Source organism: Burkholderia diffusa, from assembly GCF_902499115.1.
GTDB lineage: Bacteria > Pseudomonadota > Gammaproteobacteria > Burkholderiales > Burkholderiaceae > Burkholderia > Burkholderia diffusa.
Genome location: NZ_CABVPN010000016.1, coordinates 162,763 through 179,991, shown reverse-complemented (window position 1 = coordinate 179,991; position 17,229 = coordinate 162,763). Strand labels below are relative to the sequence as shown.

The following is a 17,229-nucleotide window of genomic DNA, read 5'->3' as shown; positions in this document are numbered from 1 at the left end:
CGCTGCTTTACCCGGAACGATTCAACATCGGAATCTGAGTCTTAACCCGCCTCACACACAAGATTCCGGATACCTCCTGGACTTTGGCCACATACACTTCGGTTCAGCCATCCTTCTGGATCGTAAACCACTCGCGCGCGACAGCCTCAAACGTCGATGCGGGCTCGATCGCTCGGGTGCGTTTCGCTTCTCGCTTCTGCTCATACGGACCTCCTCGGTTGCCGTAAATTATGGCTCGAAGATGTCTACGGAAGGCTGGCCGGTCCAGTCCACTTTTTGACGGGAACGTCCGGATGTCGTCCGAGTCCGTCCTTACGGACATTCATGGATGGGTCGTAAGCTTTGACGAGCAATGTTGGCAGTTGACATTGCCAAACCACGCCGCCTAACATCGTTCGAGATGACTAGGAGAATTCCAGTATGAATGCGACATTTTTCATCGTAGTAGGAAGTCGGCGCATGGTCCGTTAGCGGCACCTTGCTGCCCCCATGCGCCCCCGATACCTTCGGGGGCTTTTTTTTGCCTACGCGAAAGTCTTCCCATCGGAAACGCCGGTGACTTCCATACCATCGCCTCCCAGGCTCTCCACACTGATTCTGCTGTGCGCACTTTCAGTGCTGCCATTGAGCATATGCCTGCCTTCGTTGCCGAACATTGCGATAGCTTTTCACGCTGACTATGCGCTCGTGAGCTTATCGCTGGCAGGATATGCAAGTGTCGCGGCCACACTGGAATTGATCATGGGGCCACTGTCCGATCGCTTTGGGCGAAGGGCAATTGTACTGACCAGCCTGACAGTATTCGTGATTGGGTCGCTTGGCTGCGCACTTTCGGGCAATATCTGGGCGTTTCTGGCTTTCCGCTTGCTTCAGGCTCCAATAACCTCCTGCTACCCGGTGTCGATGGCGGCCATCAGGGATACGACCGGAAAGGAAGGGGCAGCGAGCCGAATCGGATATGCCGCGATGGCAGCGGCTTTTGCCCCGATGCTTGGTCCAACTGTCGGTGGTGTGATTGATGAAACCAGCGGCTGGCGAGCAATCTTCTGGGGCCTTGCCCTTTCCGGCATATCACTTTTTGCGGTGTGCTGGTTCGGTCTAGGTGAGACTAACAAGAATCCATCGGGCACGATCAGGCGGCAGCTTCGGGCCTATCCTGCGCTTTTGCAAGAACGTCGCTTCTGGGCCTATGCACTGTGCATGGCGTTTTCAACCGGCACGTTTTATACCTTTCTGGCTGGTGCTCCATTGGCCGCCAAAACGTCGTTCGATGTGCCACCGGCAACGCTAGGCTTTTGGATGGGCACCATCACTGCCGGGTTCGTGCTTGGCAGCTTTCTGTCTGGTCGCTACGCGAGACGCTATCCCCTCACGACAACCATCATGGCAGGACGTATCGTTGCGTGCGCCGGCCCCATCGTCGGCTTGATGCTCTTCCTCGTCGGAGCCAAACATGCAATGGCGCTGTTCGGACCTTGCATGCTTGTTGGTTTCGGTAACGGCCTGTCGAATCCATGCGCTCATGCCGGTGCGGTGTCAGTGCGTCCGGAACTAGCGGGCAGCGCTTCTGGTTTAGCTGGCGCGTTGACGATAGCTGGGGGCGCCGCGCTTTCCTCAATGACGGGAGCCGTATTGACAGAGAGCAACGCAGCTTACGCGCCGCTTTTCCTGATGTTGTTTTCCTCCGTAATTGCTCTGTTGGCCGCATCATATGTGGGTGTATTGGACCGGCACGAGGCGTATCGATGATCAAACATTGGTACTTCGTTCCGGTGAATTGCCCACTCCCCGGCGGGGCGTCGTTTAGCGTGCGCTTCCAATCAAGCCGGCTTCGTTGTGCGCCGAATAGAGCATTTGTGATTATGCAGCCGGTCCTGCTGGTGGATAGGAAGCGTGGAGGGGCCAGGCACAAGGGTCCGATATACCTTGGAAGCCGGCGCTCGAAGGCACGGTGGCCGACTGGCTGCATCGGGTCGATCACGGTCCTTGATGATGTGACGGCTAAGCGATCGAACCTGATCTGACGCTGACTCATACGCGTGGCGGCACGGGTCTATCTGGTTGCCGCGATCGGGATGATTTCTGCCCCGGCTTTGAGTTTGTCGAGGTGGTCACCCCATGCCTGCATCATTCGCCTGCGTTCCGGCAGATATTCAGCGTGGACGTAGGCAGCAGTTACTTGATTGCGTTCGGCGTGTGCCATCTGGCGCTCTACAACGTCCCGGCCGAAGCCGAGTTCACGCAGCGCAGTAGCCGCCAGTCCGCGAAACCCGTGCCCCGTCATCCGCGACTTGTACCCCATGCGATAGAGCGCGTAGAGCATGGTGTTGTTCGAAATGTGGCTGCGGCCTTGCACGCTGTAGAACACGAATCGATGCTGACCGTTGAGCGCGCGGAGCTGGGCGAGCACGTCGAGCGCCTGCCGCGATAGCGGCACGATGTGCGGGTCGCGCATCTTCATGCGTTCCGGCGGTACGCGCCATTCTGCGGCGGCCTCGTCAAACTCCGACCACTCTGCGCGGATCATTTCCGTTGTCCGCACGAAGGTCAGTGCCATCAGGCGGAGCGCGAGCCGGGTAACTAGGTCGCCTTGGTAATCGTCGATGTCTCGCATGAGCTGCGGTATCTCCGTCGCCTTGACGCGAGCCATGTGCTGCACGCCGGGGCCTTTCTTCAACACCGTCTGCGCATCGATGTCAGCCGCCGGATTCCTGGAGCATCTACCGGTCATGATCCCGTACTGAAAGATCGCGCGGGAGCGCTGGAGGATTCGCTTCGCCGTCTCGCGTACCCCGCGCGCTTCAACCTCGCGAACGATGCTGAGCATCTGTGGTGAATCGATCTCCGCGATCGGGCGAGGGCCGATCTTCGGGAACACGTCGACCTCAAGCGAATTCAGCACCTTCTCCGCGTAGCCGTCGCTCCAGCCCGGACGCTGGGAGTCGTACCACTCGCGAGCTACCGCTTCGAACGAGTTGGTCGCCGCGATCTCGGCGGCCCGTCTGGCTTCCTTCTTCGCCTCGCCCGGACGATGCCGGCCGCGATCTGCTCGCGCGCCTCGTCGCGCTTCTTCCGTGCCGTCGCGAGCGTGACGGCCGGATAGACGCCGAAGGCGAGCGTCTTCTGCTTGCCAAGGAAGCGGTAGGACAAGCGCCAGTACTTAGCGCCGTTCGGTTGGATGAGCAAGAACATCCCGTTGCCGTCCGTGAGTTCGTACGGGGCCGCGCTGGCCTTCGCGTTCCGTACCTGCACGTCAGTGAGAGGCATTGTTGGTATCTGTGTTGTTGGTATCAGCTGATACCAACAAAAATACCAACACTTTCTCCGGCTGTCACTGAGCAACCTTGGGTAACGATGGGAGCTAGAAGGCCGCCAGACGGGCCTGAGCGGGCGATTTCTTGTGAATCTTGGGGATGGTTTGGGGCATGACTGGTCCCCCCGACAGGGTTCGATTCTCGAAAGTCCAGGGTTCTATTCTGGGTCGCCTGTAGGGCGGAGACTCAATCCTAGCAAGGGTTCCAGCCAAATGCCAAGGGAAACCTGGGGAGACTCCGCGAAGGCAATGTAGCACCTCGGGGGATGACGTTGTTGCACCCGTTTGCATCGCATTCCCATGGGAGGCCGCGCACCTACCAGGGTCTCGGCATACGAGTGCGAAGCGGGGAATCGAATCTGTACCCGGACCCCACCCCCAGCCCCCCAGCCCCTTAATTTAGTAAATTTGCTTGTATATTTACTCAATTATGGCTATATTGAAGCGTCGCTGGGAATTTGCTCACATAAGGAGACCTTGACCATGGACAGTGAAGCGTTGGTGCACCTCGCGTTGGAAGCCCTGGGTTGTAGTCAGAAAGAACTCGCTGATCGCCTCGGGGTGTCCCCGACTCAAATCAGTAAATGGAAGAAAGATGAGCACATGTCCCTCGACATGGAGCGCAAGCTTCGCATGATGGCCAAGATTGGCGACAAGAATCCGTCATTCGTGCGGTTGGCAGGCTCTCTCGAAGCAGCCAAAAAATGGGAAGCGTTAATCCAATACCTAGCTGAATTTGCCGACGAAGACGAGGAAACGGGGTACGACACACCGCCTTTAACGGACGAGTTGGACCTGTTGTGCTCGATGACATTCCATTGCCTCAGAGAGATGGGCGTTGAATTGCCCAAAACGTTTCCCAACGAATTGGACGTCGACTACGAGGATAGCCCCGATGACCTCTGGGACCTGCTTGATGCGAACCCCTACTCATCGCTGATCTATAAGATCTACAAGTCGTTCACGAACGTCTACGGGTTCTACGCCGCGTACGTTTCGGAGTTGGTTCACGACACCGACTTGGACTTGTGGGAATCGGTAGGCAGCGAGATTGATGCCTGCCTGCTGGCGCTTGCAGCGTCCAAAATTGAGATCGAGAAAGCGGAGGTCGTGGCGACCAAGTTTCAAGAGTTCAAAGACAACATCACCAACGACTATGAGAAGTGGCTAAATGTCGTTAAAGAAAAGGCCTTTCGCGCTGGCATTCCGCTACGAGCAGAGCTTTTGAACATGGTCTACGGGTCTGATGAGGATCTACGTGAGGAAGCCGAAAGTGAGAGCTTGGGGTTTAATGCTTCACGTTTGCACCCTGACATTTACATGGATGAACTGCTGCGCGGCATGAGAGTGATTCATCAAGTCTTGCCCGCCATAATAGAAAAGCTAGGCATAGACTTCAAATTGGACGTATCTGAGCTTCGGACCAAATAGACTCGAGCCACGGACAACGGCGCAGACCGTATCCGAGTTTTCGCACTTAGCCGGCGCAGCACTCCGGCTGAACGTCTGCAGTACTGACTTGCCGCGCCTGCCGAACTCCCCGAGCTACCCCGCCCGTACCCCGGGGTCACCCTTTGGAAACACCGGCCCCCTGTTCTGCGGAGACCCTCCGGGGGGCCCTAGGGGGTCTTTTGCTCCGGCCTTTTTGACAATTTTCGGGCGGCGGCTCCCGTTCAACAGGTCGAACAACAACAACAGCGGCGAGGACTTTACCGGGATTTTTGAAAGGCCTCAAACCGGCGCATGGGGGGTACTTTGACCGGCGCGGCCCAAAAGAAAAAGCGCGATTGAGGCACGCCGTCACTCAAATCCATAGCCAATAACTAGACTGACCGCGCCTCGCTGAGGAGCTTGTATGCGTCGATGACATCCCGGGACGCTGGGAGTACGCGGCCATCCAAATCAATAGGGCCGTTCTTCGTTCGCCGTATGGTGTAGCTCCGCTTCTCGAGCGCCGGGATGAGCACGGGGTTCACAATGACCTCGACAAAGACGTAGCTGAGGCCCATATGGGCGACGGCCTCTTCGACCACTGCGACTGCGTTGGAGAAAACGCCTTTACGTTGGCAATTCTCTTTCACGCGTATGTTCGCAATGACCAGTCCTTCGCGCTCTTCCTCTGCCAGCAGCAGTCGCGACCGGCGCAAATACATTTCGCCTTGCCCACAGAGATCGAACCACTTTCGTCGTCGATTTGAAGACAGTACCTGTGCGATGACATCGACTTCAAGGGCGGGGTTTGGCGGTTCATCTTCGAGGCCATCTGCAATTAGTTGCATGGTTTATACGTCGTCGGTTGTTGGACAGGCGATTCTCCCATAGGGCCTGATGCCCATGCCCCTCTCACAACTTGTTAGTTATGACAGACCGACAAAACCGTGGCGCAGGGTCTGTCAAAACTCCTGTTGTGGAATTGCGATGGTACTGTCATAATCCAGTCCAACTTATGACAGATGCAACGGGGTACTGAACATGGCACGTATCGCTTACTACCGCGTATCTACGCGAGACCAAAGCATCGAATCCCAACGCGCTGCGCTGGGCGGACCTTTCGACAAGGAATTCAGCGACAACGGCGTTAGCGGGACGGTGGCCGCAATGGAACGCCCGGGCTTCAAGGCATGCGCTGATTATCTCCGCGAGGGCGATACGCTCCACGTCTACGCGGTCGACCGTCTGGGCCGTGATTCGATCGATGTGCAAACCACGGTTCGGGACCTCCGAGCCAAGGGTGTGATTGTCGACGTTCACGGCCTGGGGCCGATTGCCGGGGACGCGGGGGAGCTTGTGCTGACCCTCCTGGCCCAGCTCGCCCAGATGGAACGGAATCGCATCATTGCCCGAACGGACGATGGCCGGGAACGCGCCAAACAGGCCCTCGCGACCACCGGGAAGACCCATAGGGGCAAGGCAAGTCTCGGCCGCCCGGTTCAGCATGATGCGGAGGCCATCGCGGCCCGTTCGTGGGAGCTGGGCAGCATCGCCAAGGCTGCGGAGGAACTGGGGGTCTCCGAAGCCACCGTCAGCCGCGCCCGTCGACAGTTTCCCAGGGAAGCTTGAGCCGCACCTGAGCACCACTTGGGGCGGAAGAGGCCCCATTGAGCACCTAATAAATTTAGGATAACGAATGGACAAGAGCGTTTACACCATCATCGACGGGGCAGCAGCGCAGGACGAAGACATTTGCTATGTGATTGACGCGGGGAATGAGGCCGAGTGGTCGGAAGACATTTGCTATGTGATTGAAGACTAGCCGCGGCGGGCGACTGCCCTTGGAGACCAGCGACCACCTAGCGGCCCTTCGGGGCCGTTTTGCATTTAGCCCGTCCTGTAGAAAGAAAGGTCACTGGTAATACTAATCACGCATCGGCGGCATGAGCTTGCGACAGTCGGACGGGCTTTCCTGGCATTCCCTGAGAGTCGATTGATGCGGGAAAAAATTACCGCAAAATTGCCGATGAGTGGAAAAATTCGGTTTCCACACACCTCTAGTTTTTCTGCTTTGGAAACAAGGACATGGAATAAGTATGCACGTAAGGAAGGGAGCCCCGGTCCCCGGAGGAAAAATTTTTTCTTCCTACAGGGCCGCTTAGAGAGGTAGTCGACACTTGCGAAACAGAGGGACCCACCGCGAATTAGGTAGCGCTGTAGAAACAAGAGACCGCAGCGAGCGGGTAAGTCGACACCATCCTGAGAAGCGCAGCGGGAGCAATAGTCGACACTGCAACAGGAGCGCGTGACCGAATTACCCACTCCTTATGAAAGAAGGACCCGCGATTTAGTGGCTCTGTGAGAAAGAAACGCGCCGCCCGGTTGCACAAGAAGTAAGCAAGCCCTCCTCTGGGAGCCGTTCGCGGCTCCAACCCTCACTCGCCCCTTAGCCACACCCCACCAGCGGCTCCCAAGCGCATCCCGGCAGGGCGTTCACGCATCCGCGCATGCGCTGGCGGCCCGCTGAAATTTTTTAATGAATCGCCCCCGATATGAGTCACGCAATGAACCCCCATGCACCAACAGAGCAGCATCCAACCGTCCGCCCGTATGCGAAGCGCGGCACGAAGACCGCAGCACGCGAAGCAGCCCGCAAGGCCGGCCTGAAGTCATTCCTGTTCACCTGCCACAAGCACGGCCTGACTGTCTTCGGTACGGCAGGCGGCGGGAAGTGCCGAACCTGCAGCGCCGAGCTGAAGCGAGCGGCATATGGACGCCGAAAGCAGGAAGCACTGGCAACACTGACCACCACCTATGACACCAACGAATAACGACAATGAAGACGATCACCAAGAAAGCAGCAGCAGCCGAGGCCCTCGCCAACGATCAACGCCACTTCACCTGGACTTGCGACCGCCACGGCGAGACCGCGCATTCCGTAGGAAAAGCCGACTGCATCAAGTGCAAGGCCGAAGAGAATGCACGCAACAGGGAGTCCCGCGCGGCTCTCAAGTGGCGCACGATCACTGGCGGGCGGTTACCCGCTTCGTATCGCACCGAGCAGCCCACCTTGCGTGCAACGTACGCGGCCCGTCCCGAAGGGTACGAAATCGACCACCGAGTGGCCAAGATCGCCCGGGACTGGCAAGGAAACCATATCGCTTCCGGACTCCACACGGTCTGCAACGTGGGGGCGATCCCGAAGCGCCTCAACCGCAAGAAGGCGAACTACTTCGATCCTGACAATTTCCGCGACCAGCGGCCCGCCAACGCATACCCAGGAGGCGCTTGGGACCCCGAGCTGACCGAGCAGGAATGGGCGCGGGTTGAGTTACTCGTTCGCCGGTATGGCCATGACCGAGACGCCGCCGTCAGGGATATGCAAGCGCAGATAGCTCGCCAGCACACGATTTACCTCCAAACCAACGCGGCCTAACCGCACACCACACAACACCATGCCAGATCAAACCGATATTCCCATCTCCCAAGTCACGCTACATCCTCAGTATTCCTTATGGAAGTGGGCAACCTTTGCCCCTGCAGGCTACACCTCGCCCACGGTCGACACCCAGCCCGCAGGCGAAGACCCAGCAGTCACCGCGCCTGCCCAGGCCCAAGCGGCACAGCCGAGCGTCGCACCCGCACCCACGGACCTTTCGACGGTCCCGGTCTCCAAGCTGCTAGCCGCATATCAGCGAGCCTCAGCGGCCCAGGACTCGGATGCCATGGGCCAACTCTCGGACGCGCTTGGACCTCGGTTGGCAGACGGTCTCCAGCGAGCGCAGTCGGCGAACGATCCGGACGCCGTGAACCAAATCCAGGGGATGCTTGCCCAGATTCACCCCGCAGGCGCATCCGCAGGAAGCCCTCCGACGGCCCCGCAGGCTGCAAGGCAGGCAACCCCACAAGGCGTCCTGTTGCGGCCCGCACGCAGTTCTATGGCACAGCCGCAAAGGGCGCCGTTAGCGGTCGCAGGGACAGCCGACAACGTAGGCCCCCCGGCCTCAGCCAAGAACCCGACCTTAGGGGAGGCCCTCGGGCAGTTCGCGAACCAACTATGGCAGCATCCGGGGGCCACGCTTTCGAACATCGGCAGCGCAATCTCCAACGGGGCGCAGCAGATTGGCCACGGCCTAGAAACAGCCCCGCTCCACACGGTTGACTCAGCGGTCCGAGGCGCGGCCGACGGTCTCACCTTCGGAGCAGCAGACAAGCTGGCAGCATTGGCCGAGTCCGTCCGCAACGGGACCTCCTACCAGGACGAGCTACTGAAACAGCGGCAGCAGGACCAAGCTGGCGGGGCAGCATTCACCGCCGGTCAACTCGCTGCGCCACTCGTCCCAGGAGCCGGCGCGGTCTCACTGGCGGGTAAAGCAGCCGAGCTTGTGCCGACCGCTAGCAAGATTGCCCGTGTCGCAGCCGGGGCAGTCGCTGGCGGTGTCGAGGGCGGGGCCAGCTACCTGGGCCACAACGATGGGCAGCAGAACCCTGACGACCTCAACACGGCGATGGCGCTGGGAGCCGCAGGCGGCATGCTCCCCGGTCTCTTCACCGGTCCGACTCAGGCCCAGCGGGCTGCTCAGTTCCTCCAGGACACCGCAGCAGCCCAGGCAGCGGCAGGACCGAAGCGCGGTCTCGTTGCGGGAGCATTGAAGCAACTCGGGACCCTGGGGCAGACAGGAGCGGAGGCGAACGCCGGGGCCGTAGTCGCAGCCCAGCGCGACGCCGGGATCATTCAGGACCTTAGCGCCCTGCAGAACCGAGCGGCCCAGGGCGGGGCCAAGCTGGGAGCAGCGGATGCGAACGCACTGGCCAACGGGTACGCCCAGCAGGCCGGGGCGAATGTTCGCCAGCTCGTCAGCAACGGTATTGTCGACCAGCCAGCCGGCAATCAGTTACTAGGGGCGCTCCAGGGCGCTCGCGGTCTCAATGATGCCCAGGTCTCGGGGATTCGAAGCATGCCCGGATTGCCCCAGGGCGTGGGGGATGCGGTAGCGGACGCGATCCAGCAGAAGCAACGAACCCTTGCGATGACGGCAGCGGTCTCGGTGTCGAGCAACCCGCTCCTTAGCGTGGCACGGATGGCCGTTGATAACGGGGCGCTGCATTTCATTCCCGGTATCGGCCCGCTCCTGGACCTCAAGTCGATCCGCGAGGGAATCACCGGACTCCTCGGGGGCCGCGAGAATCGCACGGCGAACATCGCCAGCGCAATCGGGCAGGCAGACAACGCGGGAGCGTTCCTGGCCCAGCAGGGGCACGGGCAGGCGGTCCAGAGTGCTGCGGGACTGGCACAGATGGCCCGGAGCGCCCAAGCAGCCCGAGCAACGGCCCAAGCAGCGCAACAAGCAGCGGCGGTCAACGGGCAGGCCAGCGCGTTTATCGGTCGAGGTATGCAGGCAGCCCAGCAGCAGCGGGCGACCCTTGCCCAAGGACCCGCACAGCAGCTCGCAGCGGCCCAAGGAGCGGCCCAGGCAGCAGCGGCCCAGCAGCAACGGAACACGCTCCAAGCTGCTACCCGGATGCCGCTTGGCGGCGGATACCAGACCCTCCTCCAGGGCGGGCAGTCCGGTCTCAACCTGACGCCGCAGCAGGCCAACGCGGGGCTTCGGATCCTCTCGAATCACCCGGTGCTTGGTCCCATCGCTAACGAGATGCGGCAGACGGGCGGTGTCGCTGATCCGACGCGGTTCTACGCGCTGCAGAACGGGCTAAGGGGTCTCCAGGGCAACGGAGCAATCCCGCAGGCCGCGTCCCCGGCACTCCAGGCCGCACAGCAAGCCCAAGCCTCTACGGTCCGCAACCCGGCAGCCTACGCCGCAGCCGTGACCCGCAACCAGAAGATGGTCGACACAGCCGTGACCAACGCCCCGAGTCCTCGGTTGGCCCTGGTTGCGCATCAGATGGGAGGCACGGCCTCCGCGACCACGAAACAGCAGGCGCTTGATACTGTGATGAAGACCGCCAGCCTGAGCGAACAGAAGTACCTACAGACGTTCGTGCAGCCGTTGGTCAAGTACGGGACCTGAAGCCTGACCAGCTACAGACATCGATGCAGACCATCAACAGTGGTCAGCACTGTAGGTCTGTCGTGGCACTTCCCAGCGAACCCCGAGACCAGTCCATGTCATTGTGCTGACTCGGAGATGCTTTGGACTGCATAGCTTTTGTTAAGTGTGAATCCGATAACGGTCAATCACTTATGGGTGGTCTCTTGCCTGGGACATGGAATTCCCAGGGTTCCCGTGGGGTCTGTGGTCTCCCTAGTCTCTCCCGTTACCTGGGTGCCCCCTTTCTTATCTTATAGACGAAACATCGGAGAGGCCCGTCCCGTAAGGGTTGGGCCTTTTGAGAATTGCTGTTTAACAGCGAAATTTGAGAATTTTTGAATGAAGATCGACAACGAAGAATTACAGGCGGTAAGTGCCGTAGCAATGGAGACTCCCCCCTACGCCGCGCCACGATATGCGGCAATCGGGGGTGAATACAAGGCGGTCCCCAAGGAGCGCCTACGGGCGGCAGGCTGGAAGATCACGAAGACCATGCCGCCCGTTACCCAGGTTGTGCCAGATACTTGGGTTGACATGGAGACCGGCGAAATCATTACCAAGCTGGAAGCGCGGAAGCGTGGCATCAAGCTTCCGGGGGCGCGGTCGACCTCTGAAAAGGCCCTGGCACTTGGCGAACGCTTGGCAGGCTGCACGCCGAGCGAACGCCCATTTGTCCGCTACCTGCTGGAGATGCGCAACCATCGCGGCGGATTGATCCGACCTCTGAGGGACCTACTGGACCTCTGGATTGCCCGGGAATGCCCCGGCATCCGGTCGACCGACAAGGCTCGCAAGCAGAAGCAACTGCAGTCCATCATTGAGCGCCGGAAACTGATGGTCAGTGATGTGACGATGGCGAAGGACCTCCAAGTTTTGAATCCGAATATTACGAAACAGGGGATTCTGGAGGAGGGAGCGACGGCCTACGCAAAGTGGGCAGCGAGACCGAGGCCCTGAGCCGCATGCGTTCGCTACGCTGAGGTTACCGGCCATACCTTTGGCGCGACGGCACGCGGGGAGTTTGCACGAATCCCGTGATGGGCTGAGCGGTGCCTAGGCGGCAATGTTCGCGTAAGGTGGTAGCCGAAGACGAAGAGGTAGAATCCCAAGCTTCGAGGCAGACCAACAACAAGTCGAGAGATTTGCAGAATGACAACCCCGAACACCCAGCCAGCAGGCAAAACGGGAACCAAGGCGAACGCTGCTGCCGGTAAGTCCGCACGTCCGCGAAACAACAGTAAGGCAAATGGCGGGCAAAAAGGGCGCGTCAGTAACAAACGACGCAACAGCTTTTGGGACCCGCTTTATTCCCCTCAATTCCGCGGAACAGATAGTGACTTCGATTGGGATACAACGAATATTAGTGGGATAAAATATTCGGAATGTACGGCCGACGCGCTTGCTGAGACCATGCGCGATAAGACTAGGACGAGATGGGCCGTGAAGGGCTTTGCCTTCGAAAATTGCGACTTTCGCGGAAATTTTGTTTCAATGGGGCTGTCATTTAACGAGTGTCGTTTTTCTGCTTGCGACCTCGGTGGGTCGACTTGGAAAGACGTCAAATTTTCAAAGTGTGTCTTTTCTCGCAGCTCTTTTTCGTTGGCGACATTTGATCAATGTCAGTTCATTGATTGCACATGGGAAGACATCGGCATATCAGGTACGGAATCGAAATTCTTTAATACCATAATAACGAATCCTTGGGATTTTATTATGGCTGCTTGCACCAATACAGATAGAGGTGTGTTGGAGCAGCGAGGTAATACAACGCCTGCATACCAAACTATGCGTCTCGAAGAGACTAAGGTTAAAATTGCGAGGGTGATTCTCTCTAACAGTGAAGGTAACGGCGATGATAGTGTTTATTACAACGCCGTTAAGACGTATCTCACGCAATCGCTGATTTCTAGGCGAACGCGTGCCATGTACGAAATGCAGACGAATAGATCACTACCTAGGCGGATCAGTTCGGCCGGATCGTTTCTGTTGGCTGCAATAGAACTCAGTATCTTGAGATTGTCTGGGGCGATCAATGCCTGGGGCTTCAGTCTTGCGCGTCCCGCGCTTGTAGGTTTGGCTATTATTTTATTGTTTGCGGCGATCTATCGATTGACCGGAATAACATGCGATAGCAGTGACGTCGTTATGGCATGTACGAACAAATTGGCACTTATGACGTCGTTTGATGTGTCTCTCCTTGTGGGATACACAAAACACGCAGGTGAAAAAACTACGTGGCTGGCGCAGTTGGTTTATGGGTGCAACGCGTTAATTGGCCTCTGGTGGTATGCTGTTTTTGTTCCTACGGTAATAAATCGGATTAGTAGGGTGCGCTGATGTCGATTTTAGCGTTGGCTCTTTATGGTAGTCGTGCTCGCGAGGATCAGCAGCCGGAATCGGACGTCGATCTTTTTGCGGTAACTGCTGATGCTGACTATCGGATGATTGTGCAAAACAACATTAATATTGCCTGCTATCCGCGTGCGCTTGCAATCAATCGTGCGTCGACGGGGGACTTGTTTATGCTTCACATCGTGCGCGAGGCAAAGACGTTGCTCGACACGGGTGGGGAAATGGACGTTCTACGGCAGTCCTTCAAATATCGGGATAATTACAAGCCTGAGATTATTCACGCCTCGGATGTTGCATGGTTTATGCTGGATAATGCTGGGAGTTTTAGGAATTACGCTTTTTTCAATAAGCGCGTTGCGTGGTGCGTTCGCACAATTTTGATTGCCCTGTCGGCGGAAGCTCGAAATCCGGTATTTTCGGCCAAGCTGCTTGGTGAGTTTTCCGAGTCACATGATGCATTTCAACTAATTTGCGCGAAGAGTAGTGCCCAATATAACCCAGCCTGCCTGCAATCCCTGGCATTGTTTCTTCGGAGGTTTGGGCATCCTAATCCAGTGGCCGATACCTGGAGGGACGCGACAGGTTACGCTCTACATTTCTCGCGAACAAATAACGTTATGGGATTGAAAACGGTGGCTGCGATTCGGGGCTCCGCCTCAGCAGAAGAATACCGATAGCGCCTCGAATCACTAGTCTCCTGATGACTGGCAAGTCGTTTTCTGCCTCGGGAAGGCGGATGTCATCAGCGTACCGGTTCTGTAGCCTTCCCGAGTCATCCAGCCAGCATCTCAAGCGAGTACCCCTTGCCGTAGGTTGCGTCTACCCCGGGAGTCGTATGCCCGAGAAGCTGAGCCTGAACGAGTAGCACGACAGGCCCGGCCCTTTGAGGCCGTATCACGTGACCCGCCGACGAGTGAAGGTACGCTTTGCGCATTTGATAGGTGTGCGGCAAGCTACAATGTGGTCCCTGTCGGAGAAAAAAGCGAATGTCGAACGATCTTTTCCAGCCTCTCCAGTCGGAGGAGGAAGTCGAAGACCTTGACGAGATCAACGAGGTCATCCCAACCACGTACACCATCACCTCGTACGGTGCCGACTACCCTGTTGACGGGCTAGTGAAGCGCCTCGAGCAAGGCGACATCGTTGTCCCGCTATTCAACATCCCAGCGGGGCCTGGCCAGCAAGCGGTTGGTTTCCAGCGAGAGTTCGTGTGGACGCGCCCCCAATGCGATCGTTTCATTGAGTCCCTGCTGCTGGGGCTTCCGGTACCAGGAATCTTCCTGGTTAAGGAGCCGAGTGGGAGGCTCCTGGTACTGGACGGCCAGCAGCGTCTCCGGACGCTCCAGTATTTCTGCGGCGGACTAATCCAGGGTAAGGAGTTCGTCTTGGAAAACGTACAGGAGAAGTGGCGTGGGCGAACGTATAAAACGCTTGAAGTCGATGACAGGCGCAGGCTCGATGACAGCATCATTCACGCTACTATCGTGCGGCAGGATGAGCCGTCAGACGACCTGAGTAGTATCTATATGATATTCGAGCGCCTCAACTCGGGGGGGACGTTCCTGCAACCTCAAGAGATTCGGGTGGCGCTGTATCACGGGGAGCTAGCCACGTTACTCAGTTCACTCAACGAAAACGAGTCGTGGAGAGCACTCTACGGGAAGAAAAGCGCACGCCTCAAAGACTTGGAACTGATCCTTCGGTTTTTTGCGCTGTACTATCACGCGAAGTCTTACAAACGCCCGATGAAGGAGTTCTTGAACCGGTACATGGCGTCCAACCTCAATCTCCAAAATGTCGGAGAGGAGACGCTGCGCCCGCTCTTCGTGGCGACGACGGAAGCCATTCACAAGTCCATCGGAGTACGCGCCTTCCGTCTAAAAGCGGCCATCAATGCGGCTGTGGCTGACTCGATAATGGTTGGCGTTGCCCGTCGATTGGCGTCGGGTCCAATTTCCAATCCGGATGACTTCAACGCCGCATACGAGTCGTTGCTCCAAGACGCTGAGTACCTGAAGACTATTGGCAGATCGACCGCAGATGAGGAGTTTGTCCGGCTTCGGCTGGAACGCTCTACCAACGCTTTCGCGAAGGTCAGATGAGCGGACGAGGGGAGGTTCACCGCCTCAGAACTCGCTTGGACGCGACTTTTGCACGCGCCCCTGATCCAACAGCCGATCCTGAATTTCAGGCTGACTTCGCCAAATATCTTTGCGTGTTGGTATCGGGCTACCTCGAGAGCGCACTTTGCGCGTTGCTTCTAGGTTACGCGCAGACGCGGAGTTCCCGGGAGGTGGCGTCATTTGTGGAGCGTCAGCTCGGCCCGTGGACAAATCCGAAGGCCGAGAAAATCATCGACTTGTTCGGGGCCTTTAATCAAGATTGGCGCGATAACCTGACGGCCTATCTTGTCGATCAGCGGAAGGACAGTGTCAACAGTTTGGTAGCTCTTCGGCACAAAATCGCGCATGGTGAGTCTGTCGGCACGAGCCTTTCGCAGATCAGATTCCATTACCGGAATGCCAACGAAGTTATTGACCACGTGGCGGATCTGGTTGATCCCAAGGGTGCAGCGGGGGCGTAACGCCCTTAGCTCGAGCGTTTGCATCCATTGGCGTCGGGTCCTAGTCACGCAGCGTCGAGGTTGCCTTGTTCAACCAATCCGCCAACATTTCCAGAGGATAGCCCTCGCCGTAGTTCGCACCCATACCGGGGGTCTTGTGACCGGTTATCTGGTCCCGGACCGAACCTGGGCAACCAACGGCGCGGAGGAGGTCTTCCATGCCGTGCCGGAGCGAGTGATTCCCTAGCTTGGTGCCCTTGAGGCCATCGCGGTTACGCACCCACTTGACCAACGAGGCGCTTACGGAGTCGGCTTTGCACTGGTCGGCGTTGGTGTACGCCGGAAACAGGAAGGGGGAGTCGCCTGCGAGCCGCAGCGCCGCTTGTACGGCTTCCTGTGCCCGGGGCGTCAACGGTACCTCCCGCACTGAACTGTCGTTCTTCAGCGTGCGCCACGGATGCTTGCGGAGGTCTAGATAGGGAACGGCGGCGCTCAGGCGCACGTCGGTACCAGCCATACCCACAATCTCGGCCAACCGGGCACCGGTCTCAGCCACCAGCGTCAGAATGCAGCGGAGTTGGTCGGGGCCTTTCGTGGCAGTGTGGTTGTCGATAGCGCGGTAGAGGTGCCGGTACTGGTCGACCGTGAATGTCTCCCGCTTCTCCACGTCCTCGCCCGCCTTGGGGATCTCGACATTGGAGAACACGTTGTCACCACCTAACTCGTTCTCCCGGATCGCCAGATTAAACGCGGCGGTGAGCGTGCGTAGGTAGCGCTCAACGGTAGAGGTGCGAATCGGCTTTCCAGCTCTGGAATGCTTGCCAGCGAGCAACCAAGCCACGAATGCGTTTGAATCTGACCGTCTGATGCTCCGCATATCGCGACCCTCTACACTTGCCCTAGGCGTACCCGAGCGTTCCCCCAGGAAAGCGAAGAGGTAGTTAAACACCAACCGGGCATCCGCTTCCGTATCGGGACGCGTCTTGACGTATTGGTCGAGGCAGTCGGCAAGGGTGACCCTGAGTCGGCCCTGCCTCATCTGGAAAGCGGCGGCGTGGACCGGCGACAGGTATTGGTCTAGTTGTCGACCTTCGGTGATGTGTTCACTCTCCAGGACCGATTGGGGTACCTGCGCCTCTATGAGGTCCTCAAAGGCCCATAGTGCACCCTCGGGGGTGTCCTCAAGGTTGGCCGGATCGATGCCGTACTGCGTCAGCAACTCGCGGGCTTCCTGCAGGTGCCCCGCCCGAGTGGGATTGCGCAATCGCTCCCAATCTTCGTCAGTCTCCTTGACCAACTGGGCGACCTTTGGCGCTGCGACTCGAGGGTCAGCGGTTTGCAACGAGACCACGTAGTGAGTCTTACCCGCGTATTTAGATCCAGCGGGGAGCAGCGGCTTGATGTCGTTAGGGATCCGGCGCTTGAAGAGCAGCAGGGAGCTACCCGTCTTGGGCCGAGTGTATTTGAGCTTCACGGAGACAATAGAGGAGAGACGCAGCAACGACATGTAGTACCCATTG

At 58.2% G+C, this 17,229-nt stretch carries 14 protein-coding genes and 1 pseudogene; 12 read left to right on the top strand and 3 right to left on the bottom strand.

Going from position 1 to position 17,229, the window contains the following annotated elements:
* Positions 1 to 489: 489 nt before the first annotated feature.
* Positions 490 to 1,749 carry a multidrug effflux MFS transporter gene (locus BTE28158_RS18225; RefSeq protein WP_151048735.1) on the top strand — a complete coding sequence of 420 codons (1,260 nt, stop codon included), beginning with the start codon at positions 490 to 492 and terminating at the stop codon, positions 1,747 to 1,749.
* Between the two features lie 304 nt (positions 1,750 to 2,053).
* On the opposite strand, the pseudogene BTE28158_RS18220 reads toward BTE28158_RS18225, so the two are convergent.
* Positions 2,054 to 3,267: pseudogene (locus tag BTE28158_RS18220) on the bottom strand (tyrosine-type recombinase/integrase).
* Positions 3,268 to 3,796: 529 nt separating this feature from the next.
* Here BTE28158_RS18220 and BTE28158_RS18215 point away from each other — a divergent pair.
* Entirely contained in the window at positions 3,797 to 4,744 is a 948-nt protein-coding gene (locus BTE28158_RS18215) for a helix-turn-helix domain-containing protein (protein ID WP_151048734.1), read from the top strand.
* Positions 4,745 to 5,136: 392 nt separating this feature from the next.
* On the opposite strand, the gene BTE28158_RS18210 is transcribed toward BTE28158_RS18215, so the two are convergent.
* Complete coding sequence (locus tag BTE28158_RS18210) at positions 5,137 to 5,592, bottom strand: hypothetical protein (RefSeq protein ID WP_151048733.1); 456 nt, start codon at positions 5,590 to 5,592, stop codon at positions 5,137 to 5,139.
* A gap of 193 nt (positions 5,593 to 5,785) precedes the next feature.
* Here BTE28158_RS18210 and BTE28158_RS18205 point away from each other — a divergent pair, with 193 nt between their 5' ends.
* The 10 genes from BTE28158_RS18205 (at position 5,786) to BTE28158_RS18165 (ending at position 15,730) form a co-directional block, all read left to right on the top strand.
* The gene (locus BTE28158_RS18205) at positions 5,786 to 6,373 is read left to right on the top strand and encodes a recombinase family protein (RefSeq protein WP_151048732.1); all 588 of its coding nucleotides are present in this window, start codon (positions 5,786 to 5,788) and stop codon (positions 6,371 to 6,373) included.
* A gap of 67 nt (positions 6,374 to 6,440) precedes the next feature.
* Positions 6,441 to 6,566, top strand: coding sequence for a hypothetical protein (locus BTE28158_RS32795; RefSeq protein WP_275404652.1), 126 nt, complete (start codon positions 6,441 to 6,443; stop codon positions 6,564 to 6,566).
* Positions 6,567 to 7,308: 742 nt separating this feature from the next.
* On the top strand, positions 7,309 to 7,575 hold the full coding sequence (locus tag BTE28158_RS18200) for a hypothetical protein (RefSeq protein WP_151048731.1): 267 nt from the start codon (positions 7,309 to 7,311) through the stop codon (positions 7,573 to 7,575).
* 5 nt (positions 7,576 to 7,580) lie between these two features.
* Positions 7,581 to 8,180 (top strand): hypothetical protein, encoded by a 600-nt coding sequence (locus BTE28158_RS18195; protein ID WP_151048730.1) that lies wholly within the window; start codon positions 7,581 to 7,583, stop codon positions 8,178 to 8,180.
* Between the two features lie 787 nt (positions 8,181 to 8,967).
* Positions 8,968 to 10,773 carry a hypothetical protein gene (locus BTE28158_RS18190; protein WP_151048729.1) on the top strand — a complete coding sequence of 602 codons (1,806 nt, stop codon included), beginning with the start codon at positions 8,968 to 8,970 and terminating at the stop codon, positions 10,771 to 10,773.
* Between the two features lie 360 nt (positions 10,774 to 11,133).
* Entirely contained in the window at positions 11,134 to 11,751 is a 618-nt protein-coding gene (locus tag BTE28158_RS18185; protein ID WP_151048728.1) for a hypothetical protein, read from the top strand.
* A 192-nt stretch (positions 11,752 to 11,943) separates the two neighbouring features.
* Entirely contained in the window at positions 11,944 to 13,131 is a 1,188-nt protein-coding gene (gene halA, locus BTE28158_RS18180; protein ID WP_151048727.1) for an anti-phage Hailong system effector protein HalA, read from the top strand.
* Positions 13,131 to 13,823 (top strand): anti-phage Hailong system nucleotidyltransferase HalB, encoded by a 693-nt coding sequence (gene halB, locus BTE28158_RS18175; RefSeq protein ID WP_151048726.1) that lies wholly within the window; start codon positions 13,131 to 13,133, stop codon positions 13,821 to 13,823. Before halA ends, halB begins: the two co-directional genes overlap by 1 nt.
* Before the next feature lie 309 nt (positions 13,824 to 14,132).
* On the top strand, positions 14,133 to 15,248 hold the full coding sequence (locus BTE28158_RS18170) for a DUF262 domain-containing protein (RefSeq protein ID WP_151048725.1): 1,116 nt from the start codon (positions 14,133 to 14,135) through the stop codon (positions 15,246 to 15,248).
* A 35-nt stretch (positions 15,249 to 15,283) separates the two neighbouring features.
* Positions 15,284 to 15,730 (top strand): HEPN domain-containing protein, encoded by a 447-nt coding sequence (locus BTE28158_RS18165; RefSeq protein ID WP_151048724.1) that lies wholly within the window; start codon positions 15,284 to 15,286, stop codon positions 15,728 to 15,730.
* Between the two features lie 40 nt (positions 15,731 to 15,770).
* On the opposite strand, the gene BTE28158_RS18160 is transcribed toward BTE28158_RS18165, so the two are convergent.
* A complete protein-coding gene (locus BTE28158_RS18160) occupies positions 15,771 to 17,216 on the bottom strand; it encodes a tyrosine-type recombinase/integrase (protein WP_151048723.1) in 1,446 nt (481 codons plus the stop codon).
* Positions 17,217 to 17,229 lie beyond the last annotated feature (13 nt).